The 22083-nt window shown below is 70.8% G+C and carries 15 protein-coding genes; 6 read left to right on the top strand and 9 right to left on the bottom strand.

Annotated elements, in window-relative coordinates:
* Positions 1 to 16 precede the first annotated feature (16 nt).
* Both JGU66_23565 and JGU66_23560 read right to left on the bottom strand, forming a co-directional pair.
* The gene (locus JGU66_23565) at positions 17 to 1006 is read right to left on the bottom strand and encodes a hypothetical protein (GenBank protein ID MBJ6763761.1); all 990 of its coding nucleotides are present in this window, start codon (positions 1004 to 1006) and stop codon (positions 17 to 19) included.
* Positions 1003 to 1833: an alpha/beta hydrolase gene (locus JGU66_23560; protein MBJ6763760.1), complete on the bottom strand. Its 831-nt coding sequence runs from the start codon at positions 1831 to 1833 to the stop codon at positions 1003 to 1005. Before JGU66_23560 ends, JGU66_23565 begins: the two co-directional genes overlap by 4 nt.
* A gap of 344 nt (positions 1834 to 2177) precedes the next feature.
* On the opposite strand from JGU66_23560, the gene JGU66_23555 reads away from it, so the two are divergent.
* Positions 2178 to 4736, top strand: a complete 2559-nt coding sequence (locus JGU66_23555; protein ID MBJ6763759.1) for a carbohydrate binding family 9 domain-containing protein — start codon at positions 2178 to 2180, stop codon at positions 4734 to 4736.
* A gap of 12 nt (positions 4737 to 4748) precedes the next feature.
* Here the strand turns inward: JGU66_23555 and JGU66_23550 are convergent, their stop codons facing one another.
* The 4 genes from JGU66_23550 to JGU66_23535 all read right to left on the bottom strand — a co-directional run bounded on the left by JGU66_23550 (position 4749) and on the right by JGU66_23535 (position 11568).
* Entirely contained in the window at positions 4749 to 8234 is a 3486-nt protein-coding gene (locus JGU66_23550) for a patatin-like phospholipase family protein (protein MBJ6763758.1), read from the bottom strand.
* A gap of 57 nt (positions 8235 to 8291) precedes the next feature.
* Positions 8292 to 9602 carry a hypothetical protein gene (locus JGU66_23545; GenBank protein ID MBJ6763757.1) on the bottom strand — a complete coding sequence of 437 codons (1311 nt, stop codon included), beginning with the start codon at positions 9600 to 9602 and terminating at the stop codon, positions 8292 to 8294.
* 144 nt (positions 9603 to 9746) lie between these two features.
* The gene (locus JGU66_23540; protein MBJ6763756.1) at positions 9747 to 10313 is read right to left on the bottom strand and encodes a ferritin-like domain-containing protein; all 567 of its coding nucleotides are present in this window, start codon (positions 10311 to 10313) and stop codon (positions 9747 to 9749) included.
* Positions 10314 to 10464: 151 nt separating this feature from the next.
* Positions 10465 to 11568, bottom strand: coding sequence for a hypothetical protein (locus JGU66_23535; GenBank protein MBJ6763755.1), 1104 nt, complete (start codon positions 11566 to 11568; stop codon positions 10465 to 10467).
* Positions 11569 to 11849: 281 nt separating this feature from the next.
* On the opposite strand from JGU66_23535, the gene JGU66_23530 reads away from it, so the two are divergent.
* A complete protein-coding gene (locus JGU66_23530; GenBank protein MBJ6763754.1) occupies positions 11850 to 14609 on the top strand; it encodes a CHAT domain-containing protein in 2760 nt (919 codons plus the stop codon).
* A gap of 7 nt (positions 14610 to 14616) precedes the next feature.
* Here JGU66_23530 and JGU66_23525 read toward each other — a convergent pair whose 3' ends face one another.
* From JGU66_23525 to JGU66_23515, 3 genes are all read right to left on the bottom strand, one after another.
* Positions 14617 to 15492 carry a hypothetical protein gene (locus tag JGU66_23525; GenBank protein ID MBJ6763753.1) on the bottom strand — a complete coding sequence of 292 codons (876 nt, stop codon included), beginning with the start codon at positions 15490 to 15492 and terminating at the stop codon, positions 14617 to 14619.
* Positions 15489 to 16394, bottom strand: a complete 906-nt coding sequence (locus JGU66_23520) for a cupin-like domain-containing protein (protein ID MBJ6763752.1) — start codon at positions 16392 to 16394, stop codon at positions 15489 to 15491. Before JGU66_23520 ends, JGU66_23525 begins: the two co-directional genes overlap by 4 nt.
* 343 nt (positions 16395 to 16737) lie before the next feature.
* Complete coding sequence (locus JGU66_23515; GenBank protein MBJ6763751.1) at positions 16738 to 17727, bottom strand: cupin-like domain-containing protein; 990 nt, start codon at positions 17725 to 17727, stop codon at positions 16738 to 16740.
* A 240-nt stretch (positions 17728 to 17967) separates the two neighbouring features.
* Between JGU66_23515 and JGU66_23510 the strand changes: the two genes are divergently transcribed.
* The 4 genes from JGU66_23510 (at position 17968) to JGU66_23495 (ending at position 21772) form a co-directional block, all read left to right on the top strand.
* Positions 17968 to 18324: a hypothetical protein gene (locus JGU66_23510; GenBank protein MBJ6763750.1), complete on the top strand. Its 357-nt coding sequence runs from the start codon at positions 17968 to 17970 to the stop codon at positions 18322 to 18324.
* Positions 18325 to 18565: 241 nt separating this feature from the next.
* Positions 18566 to 18838, top strand: coding sequence for a hypothetical protein (locus tag JGU66_23505; protein ID MBJ6763749.1), 273 nt, complete (start codon positions 18566 to 18568; stop codon positions 18836 to 18838).
* Positions 18835 to 20262: a TolC family protein gene (locus JGU66_23500; protein MBJ6763748.1), complete on the top strand. Its 1428-nt coding sequence runs from the start codon at positions 18835 to 18837 to the stop codon at positions 20260 to 20262. The genes JGU66_23505 and JGU66_23500 overlap by 4 nt, the downstream gene beginning before the upstream one ends.
* A gap of 49 nt (positions 20263 to 20311) precedes the next feature.
* Entirely contained in the window at positions 20312 to 21772 is a 1461-nt protein-coding gene (locus JGU66_23495; protein MBJ6763747.1) for a copper oxidase, read from the top strand.
* Positions 21773 to 22083 lie beyond the last annotated feature (311 nt).

Here is a 22083-nt window from a genome sequence, read left to right as displayed (position 1 = left end):
GCTTGGGCGCCGCGCCTCACCCAGCCAGTCGGGTGCTCCCCCACGTCCCTTCCGAGCGCGCCGTGGCGCCCTCTCCCCTCGCGGGGAAGTGCGTGTTCGCCCAGCGCACCAGGTGCTCCACGGCCCGCTCGCCAGCGCCCCCCGTCGTGAAGATGTGGTTGGTGCCGGTCAGCTTGAAGCGAGACACGTTGGGGTGAGGCAGATGCGCGAGCGCGGCCTGGTGGATGCGCTCGAAGAAGACGTCGCGCAGCTTGCCCTCCGCGGTGAGCACCAGGGCGGGCGTTCCGCGCTGCACCACCCGCTGCCACGCCTGCACCAAGGGCACGTTGGCCACATCCGGCAGGACGTCGCGATCCAACAAGAGGTCGAGCAGCGCCTGACGCGGGAACGGCACGTAGCGGAACAGCCGCGAGTACTCGTTCTCCAGGGTGAGCATGCGCATCCAGCCCCAGAAGGAGAACACCTTGGAGGTGACCCGCCGCGCCCGGCCGAGCCAGCGCTCTCGGCGGCCCTGCGGGCGCGACGCATCGGGAGGCGCTTCGTCCTGGACGGGCTCCGTCACGTAGAACTCGGGCTCGAAGAGGAAGACGCCTCGGACGCCGCGCGGGTCTCGATCCGCCAGATACGTGGACGTGGTGGCCGCGCCGCACAGGCCGCCGAGCACCAGTCCGTCCAGGCCATGGCGCAGACACAGCGCCTCCACCAACGCGAGCGACACGGGCACGAAGCCGCCGTCACACACCTGCCGGTACAGCTCCGCGGTCGTGTCCGGCAGCGGCCCCTCGGTGTCCCCCAGGCCCGGCAGGTCCACCCGGAAGCAGGGATAGCCCTGCGCGGACAGGCGATCCGCGGCGCGCGCGGACAGGCCCGCGTGCCCGTCGCGAGGCACGTGTCCGGGGTTCAGGAAGAGAAAGCCCACCGTGCGCGGCGACACGCCCGCGGGCACCGGATGCGCCGTGCCCCAGAGCCGGTGCCCGAGCACGTCCACCTCGAACAGCTCCCTCATGACACCGCCTCCTGCGCCTGCGGTCGCGCGCTCGCCTCGGCAATGAAAGACAGTCCGTCCTCGAAGACCTGGGACATGTCCGGCAGCAGCTTGTTGCTCGCGGTCCAGAAAAAGGGCCGGGGGATGCGCGCCGTGAGGCTCCGCCCCGGCACGAGGCACTTGTCCGCCGGGCGCCCATCCAGGTGCACCACCCGCCACGGCCGCGCGTCATCACGCGGGGGCAGCGCCAGTCCGTAGGACTCCGTGCTGCGCCACAGCTCGCGCGACCACGGATAGCCCTCCACCTCCATGAGCATCCCGGACTCCAGCTCCGCCACGTAATCCTCACGCGAGCGGCGCGGTCCCCCCGTGCCTTCCAGGTTGTCGGACGCCACCTTGCGCCTGAGCAAGTCCATCAGGTGCGCGCGCCCGGACTCGGGAGGGTCCCACAAGAGCAGGCCCGCCAATCCCTCATCCGCGAACACGCGCGCGCCCAGCAGGGCCCCCAGCCGCAGGCCATGCACCACCACCGGCACGTCAGGACAGGACGCCCGCAGGTGCCCGAGCGCGGCGCGCACGTCCTCTTCCCATCGCGCCAGCGTCATCTGCTCGAAGCGCCCCGTGCTCTCCCCCACGCCGCGGTAGTCGAAGCGCAAGACATCCACGCCGCGCTGCGCGAGATGGCGCGCCCACCGAGCCCAGACCACGTAGCCGTGCGTGCGCTCCAGGGCCATGGGCCCCACGAGGAGCACCGCCGCCCGGCAAGGGCCCACGGCATGGTGATGCACGAAATAAAGAGAGTCCGCGCCCTGGGGCAGGTACCCAGGCGTTTCCGGCAACGTCTGCATGTCGTGAACAGCCCCCTCGGCCGAGCGTGATGGTAGGGACGCGCCCCCAGTCCGGTCAAACCCTCACGCGCCGTTTATCAGCCCTTCATTCCCAGACATCCCGGTGATTCAGACCCGTGGATTTCCCTTAGCGAGCGCTGCGTCCGACCTCGCGGGACGCCAAAGTACGAAGCCCTTCGTTGACTTCTACGAACGAATTCGTAGATAAGGCTGACGCGGCTGCGGATCCGCACCCAGGGGAAGTCAGCGAGGACTCAATCCCTGCGAAATGAAAGTTCATCTGGAGCGTTTGCGGCCATGCGCTGCCGCGGCTTGGGGGCGGAGCGCGCGCATCGAGGAGCGGCATGTCGTCTGGAGTCATGAGGGGTTGCGCACTGGCGGTGTTGTTGGGGGCCACGGTCGCGCAGGCAGCGGAGCCCATTCAGGCCGTGAGGGCGGGCGGGCCACTCCGCGTGGATGGCCGTCTTGATGAACCCGATTGGGCGAAGGCGCCCGTGTTCGATGCGTTCGTGGAGCGCTATCCGGTGTCCGGACGGACGCCCAGTGAGCGCACCGAGGTCCGGGTCCTCTACGACGCGGACATGCTCTACGTGGGCATCGTCGCGCACGACTCACAGCCCGAGCTGATCGATAGGCGCCTGGGCCGGCGCGACGACTTCCCCTACTCGGACTCGGTGCGCCTCATCATCGACCCGATGAACGACCGGCGGACCGGCTACGGGTTCTCGGTCAACGCGGGTGGCATCCAGGAAGATGGCCTCTATTACGACGACCGCAACTACACCACTGACTGGGGCGGCGTCTGGGACGCGGCCGTGGGCAACGTGGAGGACGGCTGGGTCGCCGAGTACGCCATCCCTCTGTCGCTGCTGCGCTTCCCCGAGGCCCCGGTGCAGTCGTGGGGCTTCTCGGTGCGCCGGGAGATCGCGCGCAAGAACGAGGAGCTGGAGTCCGTCGAGAACCCGCGCGAGGCGAGCGCGAACGTGTCTCGGCTGGGGCGGCTGACCGGGCTGGTGGACCTTCAGCCCCGCGGACGCTGGGAGCTGGTGCCTTATGTGGCGGCGCGCGGGGTGATGCGACCGCAGTTCTCGGACGCGACGCAGCCCACGCCCCGGATGATGAGCCCGGTGCTCGACGTGGGCCTGGATGTCCGAGGCGCGCTGAGCAGCGGGCTGATGCTCAACGCCACGTTCAACCCGGACTTCGGCGAGCTGGAGGCGGATCAACTCCTGCTCAACCTCTCCACCTTCGAGTCCTACTACAACGAGCGCCGGCCCTTCTTCACGCAGGGCATGGAGCTGTTCCAGCCGGTGGGCTGGGAGGGCGGGCGCTCGCCGCTGACGATGTTCTACTCGCGGCGCGTGGGGCTGGAGACGCCCATCCTCGGCGCGGCGAAGCTGACGGGCACGGTGGGGCCGGGCGTGCAGGTGGGCGTGCTGGACGCGCTCGTCGCCGGGCCCTGGCAGGAGCAGGACGAGGCGAATCCGGACCGACGCCTGCGCGTGCACGCCAGCCGGCCGCTGCACCTGGGGCCGGACGCGGAGCTGCCTGGTGCGCCGCTGGCCACCACCAACTTCCTGGCCGCGGCGGCGCGGGCGCCAGTGGGCACGGCCTCGCGCGTGGGCGTGAGCTTCGCCTCGGCGCTGCCCATGGCCGGGCTGTGCCGCGACGAGGACGCGGCCCTGGATGACGAGCGCCAGCCCGCCGAGTGCCGGACGCGCGGCGGCAACGTGCTGGGCATGGACTTCGACCTGCGCTCGGCCAGTCGCGAGTGGGCGGTGTACGGCCAGCTCAATGCCTCGCAGGTGGTACGGGGGCTGCCCGAGCGGACGCTGCACGACGGCACGGTGCTGCGGCGCGGTGACATGGGCGTGGGCGGCTACCTGCGCGCCGGACGCTTCAGCGGCAACGGCTTCCGCGCGGACGTGGGCGTCGACTTCGCGTCCCCGACGCTGTCGCTCGTGGCCACGGGCTTCCAGCGCGCGCAGAACGAGCAGACGCCTCGCTTCTCCCTGCGCTACGAGCGCCAGGACGGGCTGGGGCCGCTCAAGTTGTTCAGGGCCATCCTCGCCGGCGGCGCGAAGTGGACGGCGGACTCGCGCGCGACGTTCCGGGGCGCGTTCGTGGACCTGAACCTCATCGCCGTGCTGCCGACCTTCGACCTCATCGAGCTGGACGTAGGCACCGACGTCGGCGGCTACGACGTGCGCGCGCTCGACGGCGCCGGGGTGCCGCTGGAGCGAGAGGGCGCCCACTACGTCAACTTCTACGTGGAGACCAACGCGAAGCGCGCGGTGTCCGTCGGCGGCAACGCGTCCATGGGCCTGCACCGCGCCGGAGGTCCGACCCCGGCGCGCGTGGGCTGGGGCGGCGACGTGTTCGTCTCCGTGCGGCCTCATCCGTCGCTGGAGACGCGCGTGGAGGTGGGCAATGACCGGACGCCCTACATTGCCCGCTTCGTGGAGGACCTGGGTGACGAGCACTTCGTCCTGGGCGACCTGAAGTCCAACTTCCTGTCCCTCACGCTGCGGCAGCAGTGGATCCTCACGCCGCACCTGACCCTCCAGGGCTACGCGCAGCTCTTCACCGACTACGGCGCCTATGGGCGCTTCTACAGCGCCAGCTCGAACGAGGCGAAGGCGCCCATCCACCTCGCCGACCTCACCCCCGTCGACCGCGCCGACGGGGAGAGCTTCTATGACACGGCCCTGAACGTGAACGTGGTGCTGCGCTGGGAGTACCGCCTGGGCTCCACGCTGTTCCTCGTCTACTCGCGCGCGCAGCAGGGACTGCCGGCGCCCGAGGGGGACAGTCCCGCCGCCACCCTGCTCCCGAAGCGGCTGCTCGCCGGTCCGGCCAACGACGCCATCCTCCTCAAGTGGAGCTACTTCTGGGGCGCGTGAGCGAGCACGACGCTACAGCGTGAACCAATAGGCCAGGCCGTTCAGGTCCGCGAGGGACAGCGACACCGTCAGCCCTCGCAGCGACCCTCCGCCCTGGAACGGTGACTCGCGCACGCCGACGCTCACGCCCAGGCGGTCCTGGAGAATGGCGGCGTGCAGCGCGAAGCCCCAATCGAAGCGGCGCTCGCTCCCCGTCCAGTGCACCGAGGCGCGGGGGCCCAGGCCCAGCGACACGCCGTTGATGTGCAAGGTGGGCCGGATCCCCACGGTGCTCGACAGTCGGTCGTGCTCGCTCTCGAAGTCGATCGGCTCCACCTGGGACACCAGGGACAGGTTCGGCGACAGGCGCAGCGCGGGCTCCAGCCACGCCGCCGCCACGCCACCGTTCGCGGCATCGAACGCCACGCGATAAGGCAGCAGGTGCAGCGCCCACGGCTTCCACGCAGTCGCGCCTGGCGGCGCGGTCCTCGGCACGCTCGAGGGGTCCAACTCGAAGCGCGGCGTGGGCCCGTTGAGCGCCGAGCGCCGCGTCCAGAGCTGCCCCGCCGCCAGCACCCAGCGCACCCCATCCCTCGCGGTGGACGGCGGCGCGTCCGGCGAGTTGTTCGCCTCCTGGAGCTCCACCACCGTGGCGCGATCCACCACGCGCCGCAGCGTCGTGCCCCACCAGCGCGCGGGGTCCTCCAGCGCCAGCTTCATGCTCGGGTCCTGCGCCTGGAAGCCCTGGGCGCGCAGCCCCGCGAGGAACGCATCGAACCCGGGGTCCTCCAGGCACAGCGCCTCCGTGTCGCGCGCGCCACACGCCCGCCGATGCGAGCGCGCCGCCGCCAACGCCGCGGCCACCGCGTCGCCTCGGGGCAGCGACACATCCCCGCTCGCCCAGGCCCACGAGGGCTCGCTCAGCAGGGCCTCGGCCCGCGCGCGACTGCCCAGCGTGGCCGCCAGCTCCTCTCCCGCGAGCGTCACCAGCACGTGCCGCGCGCGCGGCGAGGCCAGCAGCCCCATCCGCTCCGCGCTCAAGCGCATCCCCTGCCCCACGCACCGCTGCGTGTCGGGCGCCTCCAGGTCCAACTCGTCCGAGGGCGGAGGACGCCGCACCGGCATGGGCGCGCCCCGCGCGTAGGGGTCCTGTCGCGCGCACGCCTCCACCGCGAAGGTGTGCACCGCATCGTAGATGCCCGAGTAGTAATCCAGCTCGCGCAGCGGCCGGTCCAGGAAGCCCGCGAAGTTGCCCAACTGCGAGCTGGCCAGCGGCGCGAACCGCGTGGAGACATACAGCCGCCGCTCCGGAGAGCGCCCCCCCTGGAGCGCCTGGGCCTGCTCGGCGAGCGACTCCAGCGACGCGGCCCGAAGCTGAAGCGCGGGCACCAGCCCCACCAGCGTGCCCAACAGGCGCGTGCGATGCGCGAGCAGCGCGGGATCCGCGTCGTGCGCGGTGGCCCCATCGGGCTCTCGCTGGAGCGCCGCCACCTGCTCATCCACGAGCAGCGACAGCCCGGCCTCCACCACGCGGCTCGGAGCATCGGGGGCGAAGAGCACGCCGGGCGGCTTGGCTCGGAGCGCCTCGCGCGCGTCATGCGCGGGCGTGGCCACGGCGGAGAGCGGCATGGCCTCCATGCCCTGGAGCTGCGAATCCAGCACCGCGTTGGCCAGCAGGTTCGTCGCGAACGAGAGTCCTCGACACAGGCGCATCACCTCCAGCATCGAGCCGCGCAGGCGGACCTGCTGAAGCTCGGTGAGGCCCCCGCGCACCATGGACTCCAGCTCGCCCGCGAAGAACTCCAGCGTGGAGGCGCTCAGCTCGACGCCATCGCGCACCACGTCCTGGATGCGCAGTCGGTCCACTCCGGGCATCCAGGACGCAGTGAGCGGTGCGTCCACCTGACGCCGGAAGGGGTTGCCCTCGCTGAACATCGCCGCCAGCGCCGTGCCCAGGTCCACCAACTCGTCCATCGAGAGCCGCGCCCCTACGCGCGACGACTGCGCCGCATCCGCGCGCAAGGGGTCCACCCCTGACTCGCCTCGAAGCGCCCGCGCGCAGTCACGCAGCAGGGCTTCCCCCTCGGGGCCGCTGATCGCGCCGCGCAGCCGAGTCACACACGAGAGCAGCAACCGGCCGCGATACAGGCGCGCCTCCGCGGTGAGCCTCGGGCGCGGGTCGGGCGCGTCGAGCATGCGCACCGCCTCCAGCTTCTCGTGCGCCAGGTCGGACAGCACGCCATGGAGGCGCGCGTACTGGCGGCTCTCATAGGCGGCCCGCAGCAACAAATCTCTCGACGTGCGGTTCCACTGCATCGCGCGAGCCGCGCGCCCCAGCTCCGAGTTGCGCGCGGTGGTGACCAGCCCGGCGAACAAATCGAGGCTGCCCGCGAGGCTCGCGTCGGACGTGGACTCCTGCGCCGGTCCCGCGCCCAGCCCGCCCTGCAAGCGCCGCACATCCGGATCCACGAAGACGTACGTCACGGGCCACCACGGGCGCGCGGTCCGCGTCGACTCCGCCAGCTCGATGGCCAGCCCCACCGGCGCGTTGTCGAACACGCCGCCATCCACGTAGGGCCGTCGGCACAGCGTCACCTCGCGCCCCGGCGTGGAGCGCGCGGCGCACGTCAACCCGGTGAGGGACTCGCCCGCCACCGGCCCAGGACACGTGCCCCGGCGGACCTGCTGCGACGCGGGACAGGCCGTCGCGCAGTCACACAGCTCACGCGGGCTGAAGGCCAGCGGAAACGCCGCCGAGGACATCAGCGCCTGACTCACCTGGGCCGGGCTCACCGCGGTGCCGGGCGCCTCGGGGTCCGGGCTCTCACCGAGCGACAGCGCACTCGACGCGAGGTCGCTCCCCTCGGGCAACGGCTGATAGCGCAGGCGGACACGGCCCGTGGGCGTCACCTCGAACAGCAGCGGCACCACGAAGCGCTGGGTGACCGACGGCAGGCCCGCGATGGTGCGCACCTCGGGCGACAGGCGCGTGACGCTGAACCCCAGCGGCACCACGCAGCCCGGACGGAAGCGCCGCAGCCCTTGAGGCTCGAAGACCTTGGCGCGCACGTCCGCGAGCACCCGCTCCAGGGCGGCCCGCGTGAGCAGGCCATCGTCCGCGCGATAGCGCCTCGCGTCCTCGGGCAGCAGGTCATCCAGCCCCACGGGCAACCACGTGTCCCGCATCAGGTTGGAGTCCACGCTGTCATCCGCGGTGGAGTCAGGCGCCTGACACCACAGCGCCGCCGCGAGCAACGCGTTGATGCTGCCCGCGCTCGCGCCCGTGACCCCCGCGAGGTGCGGCTGAATGACGGACGCACCAGGCGTGGGCGATTGAAGCAACCGCAGGAAGCGCACCGAGGCCCAGGTGAGCCCCGCCTCGTACGCCCCCAAGCTCACGCCGCCGCTGATGGTGAGCGCGATGTCACCTCGCGCGGGCGGCGACGACTCGGCCGCGAGCGCGACGCACGCCAGCAGCCAGACTCCCAGCGTGATTCCCCGAAACTGCCGCTGCCGCACGACGCCTCCCCAACGGGACGAAAGTGCGGCGCAGTCTATCCAGACCCGCACCCACGGCTACCGCGAGGGTCCCCGGGTGAGCACCAGAGGCGAGGCATCCAACACGTGCGCGTCCGGCCTCACCCGACGCGCGAGGATGAGGTGGGGAGCGAACACCTCGTCCACCTCCGAGAAGGCCGCATAGGGGACGAGGAAGCGTCCTCGGCCACACGCCCCCACCACCGGCCGGTATTCATCGCGGTGCTCGTTCTCGGAGAGCAACAGCCCCTCCGGGTCACGCACCACGCCCCGAGTCGTCAGGCGCGCCCCTCGGATGCGGCGCCCTCGGGAGGCTCCGTCCTGCCAGACGACGAGCGACCGTGACTTCTGGTGCGCCACGGAAGGGAAGCGCTGGTCCTCGGGCCCCGTCGCGATGGCGATGCCCTTCGGGTCCACCACGTGGCCCTGCCGCTCCACCCGCGCGCCGTAGATGTCCCAGTCCGAGCCGTGGCGCTGGTCCTCCCACACCACGAGGAAGCGCCGTCCGGTCCAAGCCACTTTCGGGTTGCGCTGGGCGCCCGGCGCCGCGCCGATGGGAAAGCCCCCCTCCTCCAGCACGATGCCATCGGGCCCCACGCGCGCGCCGTAGATGTCGGGCGCATCGAGTCCACCGCGCGAGTCCGTCCAGGCCACGAGGAACTCCCGGCCATTCCACGCCACCGCGGGCTCTCCGCTCAGGCGCGCACCGGAGAGCGGATTGGGCTCGGGGTCGAGCACCTCGCCCGTGCGCGGAGACACGCGCACGAAGCCCAGGCTCGAGCCCACGTCGTCCTTGAGCATGAAGACCACGAGGCAGACATCGCGACCGCAGGCGAGCGCGGGGATGCCCACGACCTGATGCGAAGTGACGACAGAGAAGGACTGGACCTGGGCACCGCTGCGGTCGAGCCGCGCGCCCGCCACGCCGTCCGTCGCCTCCCACACCACCACGAACGAGTGGCCCGCATCCGCGACCGCGGGCGCACCTCCGGGACGCGCGGTGGGGTTGAGCCGCATGCCCATCGGCTCGGGCGAGGTGCCGTCCGCGCGCACGCGCTGGCCGTAGACGCCGCCGTCGCGCACGTCCCACCACGCCACCAACGCGTCCCGGCCTCCCGACGTCACCGCGGGGCCCAGCAGCGCGAGCGGCCGGCCCTGCGCGCCTTGGGACTCGTGCACCGGCCCCGTGCGCAGAGGTTCCGTTGTTCGCGGAGGAAGCGGGTCCTCCTCCCCTGGGCTCGCCTGCTCGATGGCCCCTTCCACCGGTGCCGCCTCGCACGCCAGCACCAGCGTTCCCAGCAGCACGCTCCCCCGCCATCCGAGCCCCGTGGTCCGCCGCGTCGCCGCCATGTGCAGTCCCCCCAAGCCCAAGGGAAACCTCGCCCCCTGCGAGGGCGACGGCAATCAGGTCCGCACGGGGCTCCAGGGGCTCGGCCACCCGCCCGCGACACACCCGAAGGTCGATGCGCGGGCGGGGACCGGACGTTGCCCGCCCTAGCTGTCGAGCATGGGCTTGCCCTGGTGCGCCACGAGCAGGTCATGCATGTCGTTGGCGTGCTCCTCTTCCTTGCTGAGGAGGTCTTCCAAGAGCCGCCGCGTCGTCGGATCGTGATTGGCGAAGTAGCGGATCATGTCGCGATAGGTCTCGACGGCGATGCGCTCGGCGACGAGGTTCTCGCGGATCATGTCCACCAGGTTCGAGCCCTCGATGTACTGGCTGGCGCTGCGCGACAGCAGGCCCTCGGGATTGAAGTTGGCCTTGCCGCCGAGCTGGTTGATGCGCTCGGCCAGCCGCATCGCGTGCTCTTGCTCCTCGCGCGCGTGCTCGCCGAACTCGGCCTTCACGGCCTCGCTCTGGATGCCCACCGCGCTCACGTAGTGGAACGTGTAGCGCAGCACGCAGACGATCTCCGTGGCGAGCGCGTCGTTCAGGAGCTTGAGGGTCGTGTCCACGTTGCCCTCGTAGTTCGTGGTCCGCGCGCCCTCCTCCAGATGCTCGCGCGCGCGACGACGGATCTCCTTGATGTCGGAAACGAACGGCTGGGACTGAGTGGTGGCCATGACGTCCTCCCCTGAGACGGCGATGCGTTCGGCCGCAAACCTATGAAGTGCCGCCAGGGGCCGCCCACCACTCACGCCGGGCCGCTCGCCGCCCAGGTGCCTGCCTCCCCTGCCCTTCAGGGAGGGGCGACCCGGAAGCCCAGCGCTGAACTCACCGCGGACGGTGTCCTTCGGGATGCGACGCCGAGTGACCGTGGGAGGGCGGCGGAGCTTCGGTGTGCTGCGAGGACGGAGGATGCGAAGGGGCCGGCGGCGGCGGACTCGCGGGCGCCGGCGGCGGAAGATGGGCGGGTGCCGGTGGGGGCGGACGCGCGGGCTCCACGGGGGGCGCGGGCGCCACCACCGTGGGATGCGCGGGAGCAGCAGGACGCGGTGGCCTCGGCTCCGTTGGGTGGGTGGGCTCCATGGGACTCACGGGTGCCGGCGTCACGGGCCTCGCCGAGCGCGCGGACGGCGGGGGCCTCGCAGGCGCGGGGGTCCGAGCCGCGCCGTGAGGAGCCCCTCCTGGCAGCGCGGGAGTGGGCTCGATGGGTCGCGGCCGGAGCGCCGTGGGAGGCGCGGTCGGCGGCGCGCGCGGTGGCGGCTGCCCCGTGGCCTGCTCCACGTCTCGCGGCGAGGGCCCCCGGGTCCACGCCCCACGGAAGCCATGCACGCGCTCGCCCACCGGCGCCGTCCTCGGCAGCAGCTCCACCACCCGCGCTCGTGGCACCACGAAGAGGAACAGGTTCGGCTGCACCAGGTCCGCGAGGGACACGAAGCTCCAGAAGGGCGCGATCGTGAGGCCCGGTGGAGGCACGGGCTCCCAGCCCACGAAGCCATCTCCCCAGCGCCAGTCCACCCACGCCGGAGCCCACTCCTCATCGGGCCACCACACCCAACCCCGCCCCGGCTGGACGAACCACCGGCCGTAGTGGAACGGCGCCCAACCCCAATCCCACTGCGTCTGGAAGACCCAGCCCCGGTCACTCTCCATCCACTGGCCGCCGGTGACATAGGGCACGAAGTCCGTCCCCACGACGGCGGGGTCCGGCTGCCACACCCAGCCCACCGAGGGGAGGTTCACCCACTGGCCCGCATCCCCGAGCACATCGCGGAAGGTGGCCACCGACTGCCCGAGCCCCGTGGACTGCACCGAGGTCTGAGGACCGAAGTCCAGCTCCTCCTGCGGGCCCGTGCACCCCACCGCGGCCACCGTGACCAGCGCACCGAGCCCACTCGCGCGCAACCACCGCGAGATCATCGTCCTGGCGCGCATGGCGTCTCCTCTCCTGGGGGCACAAGTCTCACGCCTCCCCTCTCAAGGTGTGTCGTCCCTCGCGCCCTGGAGGCCCTCGCGTCCCGAGCCTCTCCGGCACGACACCCCTGCGGACTCGCCACCCGGGCCTCGCTCCGCCCGCCGCCGTCCAGGTTCGACGCAGCGGGACATCGCGAGAGCGCGAGAAAAGCGGCCTCCCACCCTGTCCGGGCTTCGCCTCTTGGTCCTACAATCCGGCTCGGAGTTCGCGACGAACATCGGGGGTAGTCGGAGGTTCCTGCATGGCGGGGAAGCAGGCCGCGCCGCTGAATGTGGCCGGCCGCGCGGGAGGCGCACGGTGGGCCTTGAGCCTCGTGGTGCTGCTCGGCCTGGGACTCTGGGGGCTGTCGTGGCGCAAGCTCGGCGGCCAGCGTGACGCCCCCGAGCTATGGCGCGCGTCGGAGCCCACCCGCCCCCTGGAGGCACGGCTGAGCGTGCCCGCCGCGGATGTGTACCGCCGCTACGCGCCTCCGCACGGCCCCACGCCGGATGCCATGCCCGTGCCCCTGCGCGCGCTCGCGCGACTGGAGGCCCGCGACGACGCCCTCGCCATCGCGGCGGCGTACCTCACCCACGGGGACATCGAGCAGGCCCTCGCCCACCTGCGGCGAACGCCCGCCTCGCTCGCGCGCGACAACGACCGCGCCGCCGCGGCGCTGATGGGAGGGCACCTGGACGAAGCGCTGACCCTGCTGGACGCCGTGCTGGAGGAGGAGCCCGGACACCCTCAGGCGCTGTGGAACCGAGGACTCGTGTTGCGCGAGCTGGGCCTGCCGCTCATGGCCGCCCAGTCCTTCGAGGCCCTGGCCGCCAAGGCGGAGCCCGGCTGGAGTGACGAGGCCCGACAACTCGCGACCCTGCTGCGCACCCGCCTGCGCGAGCGAGCCCAGGCCTGGGGCGTCACGCACGAGGCGCTCATCGCGCGCCTCACCCGCCCCAGTGCGCCCGTGCCGGTGGAGGCCGCCCGGAGATTCCCGGGACATGCCCGCGAACTCTTCTATGAGCTGGTGCGCGCCGCGCCGGACGCGCGGGCCGTCCAGGCGCTGCAGCCGCTCGCCGCCGAGTTGGACCATGTCGCGGGGACGGACCTGCTCAGCGAGCACGTGCGCGAGGCCGCACGGCGGGACTTCTCGAAGCGAGGCGCCCTGGCCCACGAGTACGCCCAGCTCGCGTTGGACAAGCACCCTTCCCCAGAATCACTCGTGAAGCGCCTGCGCGCGGCGGACGCACCCGACATGCTCCTCGGCGCGCTGCTGCGCAACCCGCTGCTCGCCGAGAACATCGACGAGTTGGAGTCGTTGGTCCGCGACTCGCGCGACCCCTGGCTTCGCCTGCGCGTCGAGGAGGAGTCCGCGCGCTTGGAAGACCTCGCGGGCCAGGGGCTGCGCGCCAGTCAGCGCCTGCGCGAGGCCCTCATGAGCTGCCGCGCGAGCAAGCTGCCCCTGCGGTGCCTGGACCTGATGGCGCAGATGAGCCTGCGCGCCACGACCGCCAACCGCCTGTCCGAAGCCGAGGAGTTCGCGCGCGCGAGCTGGACCGAAGCGACCGCGCTGGGGGAATGGGAGCGCGAGGAGCTGGCGCTCTACATGCTCGGCAATGCCGCGCGCTTCCAGGTCCGCCTCGCCGTGGCGCGCGCCGTCCTCTCCGAGGCCCTGGCGCGCGAGCCCGAGAGCTGCCGCATGCGCACGTCGCTGCACCGCATCCAGGCCTCCCTGGCGCTGATGCGGTTGCGGCCTCGCGAGGCGCGTCGGGAGTTAGAGGAGGCCCTCTCATGCGGCCAGCCACCGGGATTGCTCGGCGCCTGGATTCTCGCGGACCTCGCCCGCCTGGAGCCGCGCCCCACCGACGAGCCCCGCCTGCGCGATGCGCTCGCCCGCGTCTCTCCCGCCAGCGAGTCCCCAGGGCGACGCGTGCTGGCCACGCTCATCCAGGGCCGCTTCGAGGTCGAACGGGATTGGCGCGCCGGACAGGCCACCCTGCGCCGCGCCATCTCCGAAGCCGAGCCACTCCTCACCCTCGACGCGGACGCACGCGACGCGCGCGCCGTGGCCTACCAGACGCTGGCGGTGAGCGCGGGCAAGGCGGGCGCCTTCCCCGAGGCCCTCTCCATCATCGCCGAGGGGCTCCACGTCCAGGTCCCTGACGGCTGCGTGGTCGCCGCCTCCGTCGAGGCCGAGCGCACGGTCGCCGTGGTGCGCGGCGCGGATGGCCAGGTGCGAGGCCACTTCGACGCCGCCCGCCGAGCGCCCCTGCCCGATGACCTCACAGGCCTGGTGCCCGCGGACCTCGTGTCGCGCCTGCATGACTGCACGCGCGTCGCCGTGCTCGCCGCGCCGCCCCTGGATACCCGCTCGGGACTCCTGCCCTCACACCTCGCCTGGAGCTACCACGTGGGTCCCGGAGAGCGCGTGGTGGCGCCCACCCGGCCCCCACTGCGGCTCATCGTCGCCAACGTGGACACGCCGCCGTCGCTCCGCCTGCCCCGCCTCCCCGCCTGGGAGCCCGAGGTCCCCACCGTCCCCCACGCCATCGAACTGACCGGCGCGCAGGCCACGCCCGAGCGCGTGCTCACCGACATGGAGGACGCCACGGACATCGAGATCCACGCCCACGGCATGGTGGACCGAAGCCTCTCCGATGCCACCGTCATCGCGCTCGCGCCGGACCCGGGCGGACGCTACGCCCTCACCGCCGAGGCCCTGCGCCGCATCCACCTGAACGGCGCACCCATCGTCCTGCTGGGAGCCTGCGGCGCGGCGCGACTGCCGCCCATCCTGCACCAGACGTCCTCGCTCCCACAGGCCTTCGTCGCCTCGGGAGCACGCGCCGTCTTCGCGGCGACGCAGGACATCCCGGATGCCTCGGGCCGCTTCTTCCGCGACGTGCGCGAGCGAATCCTGGCCGGCGCCGAGCCCGCCCTCGCCCTGCGCGACGAGCGGCTCCGCTGGCTCCAGGAGTCGCCCGACGCCCGGTGGGTGGACACCGTCCTGCTGTATCAGTGACGGCGCGCTACCCGGGGAACGGGGTGAGTTCGGGCGCACCGTCCAGTTCGTCCCAGTGCACGTTGGGCACGGTCGTCGCGAAGGCCTCGAACGAAATACCCACGCTGGCCTCGGGAGCATGAAGGCCGTACCGCCACCCCACCGGAATCAAGAGCAGCTCGCCCGGAGAGAGGGCCACGTCGAGCCGCAGCGGTGCCCGCCCCTCGGGGTCCTCTCCCCGGACGCGGATCAGCTCGAACGCGGGGACCAGGCTCACGTCGAGCCGCCCTCGCACCTGTCCCAGCAAGAGGTTCTGGTGCGCGACACGCAAGGACACATCCGAGCCACCGGGCGTCCACCACAACCGCGGCTCGGACGCACGCGCCGAATCCGCCACGTAGCCGCGCGGCAAGCACAGCGTGTCGCGCAATGACGCCAGTCGCGCATCCTCGAACAAGGGAAGACAGACCGAGTCCGAACCCAGCAACTCCGCCACGTGCTCCGCGCTCCACGCAGGCGCACCCGGTCCTCCCGCCCAGACCTCGGGGCCAAGGACCACGGGCAGGTTCTGGAAGTAGTACCGAGCGAAGAATTCCTCGGGAGAGAGCGACGCGCGACGCGCCACCTGAGTGGCCGACGCGCCCTGACGGTGGAGGTCCGCATACACATCCAACAGGCCCTCCAGCTTGCGCTGCCGCTGCACCGCGCGCAGGGCCCCTTGGAGATGGGGCTCGGCCTGCTCCGCCACCACGGCCTCCCGCGCGACTTCCCCCGAGACGCCCGCGCCCACCAGCTCCGTCACCAGGTCCTCCGGCGCGGTGCCACGCAGCAGGTTCTCCACCAGCCACTGACGCCACTCCGGAGCCAACGCGCGGCGCGCGCCACGAGATGCAACGTCTGTCATCGCCTCACCTCGGCGGGCACCGGGCCCAGCCAGTAGTCCCGCCAGTATGTGTTGCGCCGGGGCACATCGAAGTTCACGAACGTCACGGACACGCTCACGTCCAGCGCGCGCACCGCGTGCCACCAGCCCACGGGGAGGAGCAGTGCATCCCCAGGCCCCACCTCGCAGGTGGACAGCGTCGCCCGAGCGAACTCGGGGAAGCGCTCGACGTCGGGCGCCTCGATGTCCACCTCGCTATAGAGCCCCTGCCCGTTTGCCAGACGCGGCGTCTCCCAGGACGGCACGAGCCAGACGCGCTTGCGTCCCACCACCTGGCAGAAGAGGACGCTGAGATGATCATGATGCAGGTTGGACAACGTGCCCGCGGGACCGAACCACAGGTGCGCGCACTCCGGAGCACTCACCTCTGGATGGATGATGCCAGCGGGCGCACGGACGTCTGACAACAGGGCGCGGAATGGCTCACGTTGGAACAGGCTGTTGCGCGCCACCAGATAGACATCGTTCGTGGGCCCCCCACGCATACGGGCGACGAACTCACCGAAGGGCACCGTGCGGCGCAGGCGCTCGGCGTGCAGATCCGGTGAGGGCTCCGCGTCGCGACCGTCCATCACCTCCACGGGAGCATCACCGAAGCGCGAGTGCAGACCGTCCAGCGTCCAACGGGTCAGGGCCGGCCAGTCCCCCAACCACCCCTCGACGATGACCGGACGGTTGCGAAAGTAATAGCACTCGAAGAACTCCTCTCGCGAAAGCCCCCGCCGACGCTCCACCGCGGTCCCTTCACCCGACTGGGAATGCAATACCGAGCGAGTCCTCAACCAACGCTCCACGCGCCCGCCCTGTGACGTGCGCGCTCGAGCAGCAACGAGCGCGGGGTGAGCAAGGGCGTCGTGGACCATCTCGACTGCGACAGAACTCGCCACGCCGGCCTCGGACAACCGAGCCACCAGACGTTCCGTCGACACACCTCGCGCGAGGTTCTCCGCGACCCACGCCCGCCGCTCAATGCCCGCTGATTCATTCACAAACAGCCCGCATCCGGTGCGTTATAAAGCCAGGGCCTGTCTCCCTGTCGACGAGGGCTGTTCATGAGTCCGTCTTCGAATCTCCCCATCATCGTCCCCAATCCATCACCCGCGCCCATGCGTCCGCACGAAGCCCCGAGCGCCCAGCCCCGCCGCCCCCCACCGACGCGCCCCCCGTCGACACCGCCCTTCCCGCCCGGGCCGTGACGTCGAGCGCTCACGCCGCGAAGCGCCACCACGTGTTGCCACCGGGGACATCGAGTTCCTGAAACGTCACCGAGACACTGACGTCGAGCGCGTGGACCTGATGCCACCACCCGGCGGGAATGAGCAACATCTCGCCGGGCTCGACTACCGCCTCTTGGACGTGCGCCTTCTCGAACGCGGGAAAGCGCACCGGGTCCGGATGCTCGGCGTCCACTTCACTCCAGACCGAGTGGTGGTTGTAGACGCGCTCCGTCTGGAATGAAGGCACGAGCCAGAAGCGCTTGCGCCCGGACACCTGTCCAAACAGCACCGAGCCCAGGTCATGGTGCAGCGCGGTCCGAGTACCCGCCGGACCGATCCACAGCTTGAAAGCCCCATGCGCGGACGAGGGACGCAGGAATCCCGGTGGGAAGCGCAGGTCATCACGCAGCCCGAGCAACTCCTGACGCTCCAGCGCGAAGTTGCGAGCGGTCAGGTACAGGTCATTGGTCGGGCCCCCCTCCAGGAGTCGGCGGATGAAGTCTCCGAGCCGCATCCGCGCGCGACACGGCTCGGGCTCCAAGTCGTGGTCCGCGCGGGACTCGCGGCCCGTCATCACCTCCACCTCCACGTCGCCGTGCGAGCGCATCAACGCGAGAGGCTGCCAGCGCGCCATCAGCGGCCATCCCTCCATGAACCCCGAGAGGATGACGGGCCGGTGCGGCACATAGAAACGCTCGAGGAACTCAGGCGCAGAGAGGTCGCGGATCCGCTCCACATGCGAGTGCCACCCCGCCTGTTGGAACAGCATGGAGCGAAGGTCCATCACCGAGCGCAGCGCGTTCCCGCCGCCCATGCGCTCCGAGGCCGCGCGCACCGAGGGATGCGCCAACGCCGCATCCACCGCCGCCCGAGCGACCGACGCCTCCGTCCCGCGACGAACCAGCTCGCGCACAAGCGCATCCGCGTCCACGCCTCGACTGAGGTTCTCCGCCAGCCAGGCTCGACATGCATCGTTCATGAGAAGCCTCTCGTGCGCGCGCGGCCCGGGCACTGTAGGGCGCGGCCGAGCACAGGCACCAGCACACCGAGCGCCCCGCCGCGCGGCCCCTGGTGTCAGACGCAACGGGACGGCCGGACAAGCGGCCGCGCCCCCGTGAACGGGGAACCGAGGACGCCCTACTTTGAGGCCAGGAGGTGCGCGATGGCGCCACGAGACAGCCGGTGGCAGCGCGTCCGGAGCGCGGGCGGGTGGCTCTCCCTGGGGAGCGCCCTGCTGCTCGTCGGTCCGGCGGTGAGTCGAGCCGAGGAGCCGCCGCAGCTCTCCTGCTTCGAAACAGCGCGACAAGGTGGCCTGGTGAGCGACACCACGGCCTCACAGCTCTGCCAAGGCGCCAGCTCCGAAGCACCCGCGCGCTGCTTCCTGCGCGTCCAGCACCAGAGCTTCCTCGACGAGCCTCAGTCGTTGCAGCTGTGCCAGTACGCCTCGCCGCGAGATGACCCCGCGAGCTGTTACCTGCGCACCAAGGCCCAGACCTTCTTGGACGAAGCCCGGATCGTCCAGCTCTGCCAGCCTCCCGTCACCCAGCTCCTGCAACACTTTCCCTACGGCCCGTGAGCGGCTCGGCGGGCTCCGCTCGGCCCCTGTGCGCGAAGCGGTGCATCCCTGAACAGTCGGGGCCCGCGCCTGCCGTCACAGTGTGATGTCCCCCATCACAGCTCGCCCTCGAGTACGGGCGAGCCAGGGCGGACACCCCTCGTCGATTCACGGGGTTGCGCGCGAGGACACCCTGGCCCGGTGCTTGCTCTCCGGGGGCGAACTCACTGGCGGCCCGGCCGCCCAGCCCTCTGAGAGTCTCATGCGTCAAACACTCTGCATCCTCGCGACCCTCTTCTCGCTCTCGGCCCTGGCGGACACGCCGCCCTCTCATGCAGGGGGCTCGCACGCCGCCGCGACGCCCGACGCGGGCACCCAGGTCTACTCCTGCGAGATGCACCCCGAGGTCCGCGCCGACAAGCCGGGGCGCTGCCCGAAGTGCGGCATGAAGCTGACACCCGTCGCACCGGCGGACACGAATGCGAAGCCGCAGGGAACGGGAACCTCCGGACACGACCACGGGGCCCATCCGTGAAGAGAGCCGCGATGCTGTCCCTCGCGCTGCTCGCGGGGGGCTGCGCCTCGATGCAGAAGGAGCGAGGCCACCAGGAAGTGGCCGCGCTCGTCGAGGCGCGAACGGGACTGAAGACCCGGTGGGATCAAGGCACCCCCGAGGACGCGGAAGTCTCAAGACACCTCGACACGCTGCTCGGGGAGCCGCTCACCTCGGACCGCGCGGTGGAGGTGGCCCTGCTCAACAACCCCGCGCTCCAGCAGACCTACGAGGAGCTGGGCGTGTCGCAGGCGGACATGGTGCAGGCGGGCCTGCTCAGCAACCCGGTGCTCAGCGGAAGCGTCGGAGTGCCCATCGGAAACCTGGGAGTCACCGAGCACGAGTTCTCGCTCGTGCAGGAGTTCGTGGACATCTTCACCCTGCCGCTGCGCAAGCGCGTCGCGAAGGAGCAGTTCATCGCGGACACGCTGCGCGTGGCGCACGAAGCGCTCTCGACGGCGGCGGAGGTGCGCAAGGCGTTCCGTGAGTTCCAGGCGCGCCGGCAGTTGGTCGAGCTGCGCCGCGAAGTCCTCCTGGCGGCGGAGGTATCCGCCGAGTTCGCCGCGCGCCAGCGCGAAGCCGGCAACATCACCGAGCTGGAGCTGGCCACCGAGCAGGCCACGGCCGAGCAATCGAGGCTCGACCTCTCGCAGGAGGAGCTGACCCTGGTCGAGGACCGGGAGCACCTCAATCGCCTGATGGGGCTCTGGGGCCCGCGAATCCAGTGGACCCTCTCCGAGTCTCTCCCCGAGCTGCCCGCGAAGGAAGCCCCGCTGGAGCACCTGGAGACCACCGCCATCAAACAGCGCCTGGACATCGACGCGGCCCGCAAGCAGGCGTCGTTGATGTGGAACGCGCTGGAGCTGGCGAAGACGACGCGGTGGTTCGGCCGAGTCGAAGTCGGGGTGCACACGCACCGGGACTCGGATGGGCCAAGGCTGTTCGGCCCGACGCTGTCGCTGGAGCTGCCCATCTTCGACCAGCGACAGGGATTGATTGGAAAGCTGGAGGCGCAGTATCGGCAGAGCGAGCGAAGGCTGACGGAGCTCTCCGTCAACGCGCGCTCCGAAGTGCGAGCCGCGAGGGCCCGCTTGCAGTCCCTGCGAATGCAAGCCGAGCACTACCGGACGACGGTGTTGCCCTTGCGAGACAAGGTCATCGCGCAGTCGCAACTCCAGTACAACGCGATGCAGATTGGCCTGACACCGTTGCTCACCGCGAAGAAGGAGCAGGTGGAGTCCTACCGAGGCTATCTCGAAACCGTCCGCGACTACTGGATGGCCCGAGCGGAGCTGGAGCAGTTGCTGGGAGGCCGACTCCCCGGCTCCACCGAGCCGCCTCCGTCCCCCGCCCCGCCCCCAGCCCCCGCCGCGCCAGAGCATTCCCATGAGCACTCGCATCCCTGAGTCCGGCGCCATGTCCACGCACCAGCCCCACCCCACCGAGCCCCACCCGATGCGAGAGCCCACCGACCCCGCGGAGCCCCTCCAAGCCAGCGACGCCGTCGCGAGCATCGACCCCAGCGCGACCAGCGAAGCCGTGCCGGTCGTCGAAGCCGCCGCACCCCAGGGCTTCGGTGCGCTCACGAGGCGAGGCATCCTGTCGACAGCAGGAGCCGCCCTGGCAGGGGGCGCGCTGCTCCTGAGAGGCGCCCGAGCCGAAGCCCAGCCCGCCTCACCCTCAAGACCCGAAGCGCCGAAGCGAGCGAGCTACGCCGGAGCCCCGCCGGGAATGCCCCACCGCGACTATCAGCCGGTGGTGGTTCCGAACGGAACGACCCTGCCGTGGAAGCTGGTGGACGGGGTGAAGGTCTTTCACCTGGTGGCGGAGGAAGTGGAGCACGAGTTCGCGCCCGGACTGAAGGCACTCTGCTGGGGCTACAACGGGCAGGTGCACGGACCGACCATCGAGGTGGTGGAAGGCGACCGGGTGCGCTTCTACGTGACCAACCGGCTGTCCGCGCCAACGACGGTGCACTGGCACGGAATCCTGCTGCCGAGCGGAATGGACGGAGTGGGAGGGCTCAACCAGAAGCCCATCGACCCGGGCGAGACGTTCCGCTACGAGTTCACCTTCCGCCAGTCCGGCATGGGCATGTACCACTCGCACCATGACGAGATGACGCAGATCGCGATGGGCATGGTGGGGCTCATCGTCATCCACCCTCGGCATCCGACGGGTCCGAAGGTCGACAAGGACTTCGCGCTGATGCTGCACGAATGGCGCATCGACGCGGGGACACGTCGCCCGAACCCAAACGAGATGACGGACTTCAACATGCTGACCTTGAACGCCAAGGCCTTCCCGGCCACGGCGCCGCTGGTGGTGCGAAAGGGAGAGCGAGTCCGAATCCGTCTAGGAAACCTGGGCCCGATGGACCACCACCCCATCCACCTGCACGGCTACCACTTCCGAGTGACGGAGACGGACGCAGGAAGAATCCCCGAGTCCGCGCAGTGGCCCGAGACGACGGTGTTGGTGCCGGTGGGGAGCACGAGGACCGTGGAGTTCGTAGCCGACGTCCCAGGCGACTGGGCGATGCACTGCCACATGACGCACCACGTAATGAACCAGATGGGGCACGCCTTCCCGAACGTGATTGGAATGAAACCAGGAGGCCTGGACGCCAAGGTCCGCAAGCTCCTGCCGGGCTACATGACAATGGGCCAGGCCGGAATGGGAGACATGGGTGAAATGGGAATGCCCGTCCCGGAGAACTCCATTCCGATGTCAGGAGGTGAAGGCAAGCACGGCTACATCACGATGGGAGGCATGTTCACGGTCCTCAAGGTAAGGGAACACACCAACGGCCAAGAAGACCCAGGCTGGTACGAGAATCCCCCCGGAACCCAAGCCACCACCGCCACCGCCGCCGAACTCCAGCGAGACGGAATCGAAGTCCCCAAACCCAGCTGATCAACCCAGCCCAGCAAGCCAACGCCAGGGTCAGCAGAACTGAAGGAAGGCGATGCAGTGGCGAAACCACGCCGCGAGCTTCACCAGCGGAGTGTCCATGCGTCACTGCATCACCGTTCGTGCCAGACATTCAACGGTCCGAGGTGCGAGCCAACGAAACTGCCGCTCCAGATCCGCCTCGCGCAGAATCGCAACCATCTGCTCTTCGCTGAACCAACTCTTCTTCACCGCCTGCCTCCGTCGTGCCCGGAGCGGCATCCCCTCAAGCTTCCGGTGAGCGTCAAGGTAGTTGTCGCGTGAGAGGGTTCAGC

This window comes from Myxococcaceae bacterium JPH2 (assembly GCA_016458225.1).
Lineage (GTDB): Bacteria > Myxococcota > Myxococcia > Myxococcales > Myxococcaceae > Citreicoccus.
Note: the sequence above shows the minus strand (reverse complement) of the source record. Positions and strands in the feature narration are given on the sequence as shown.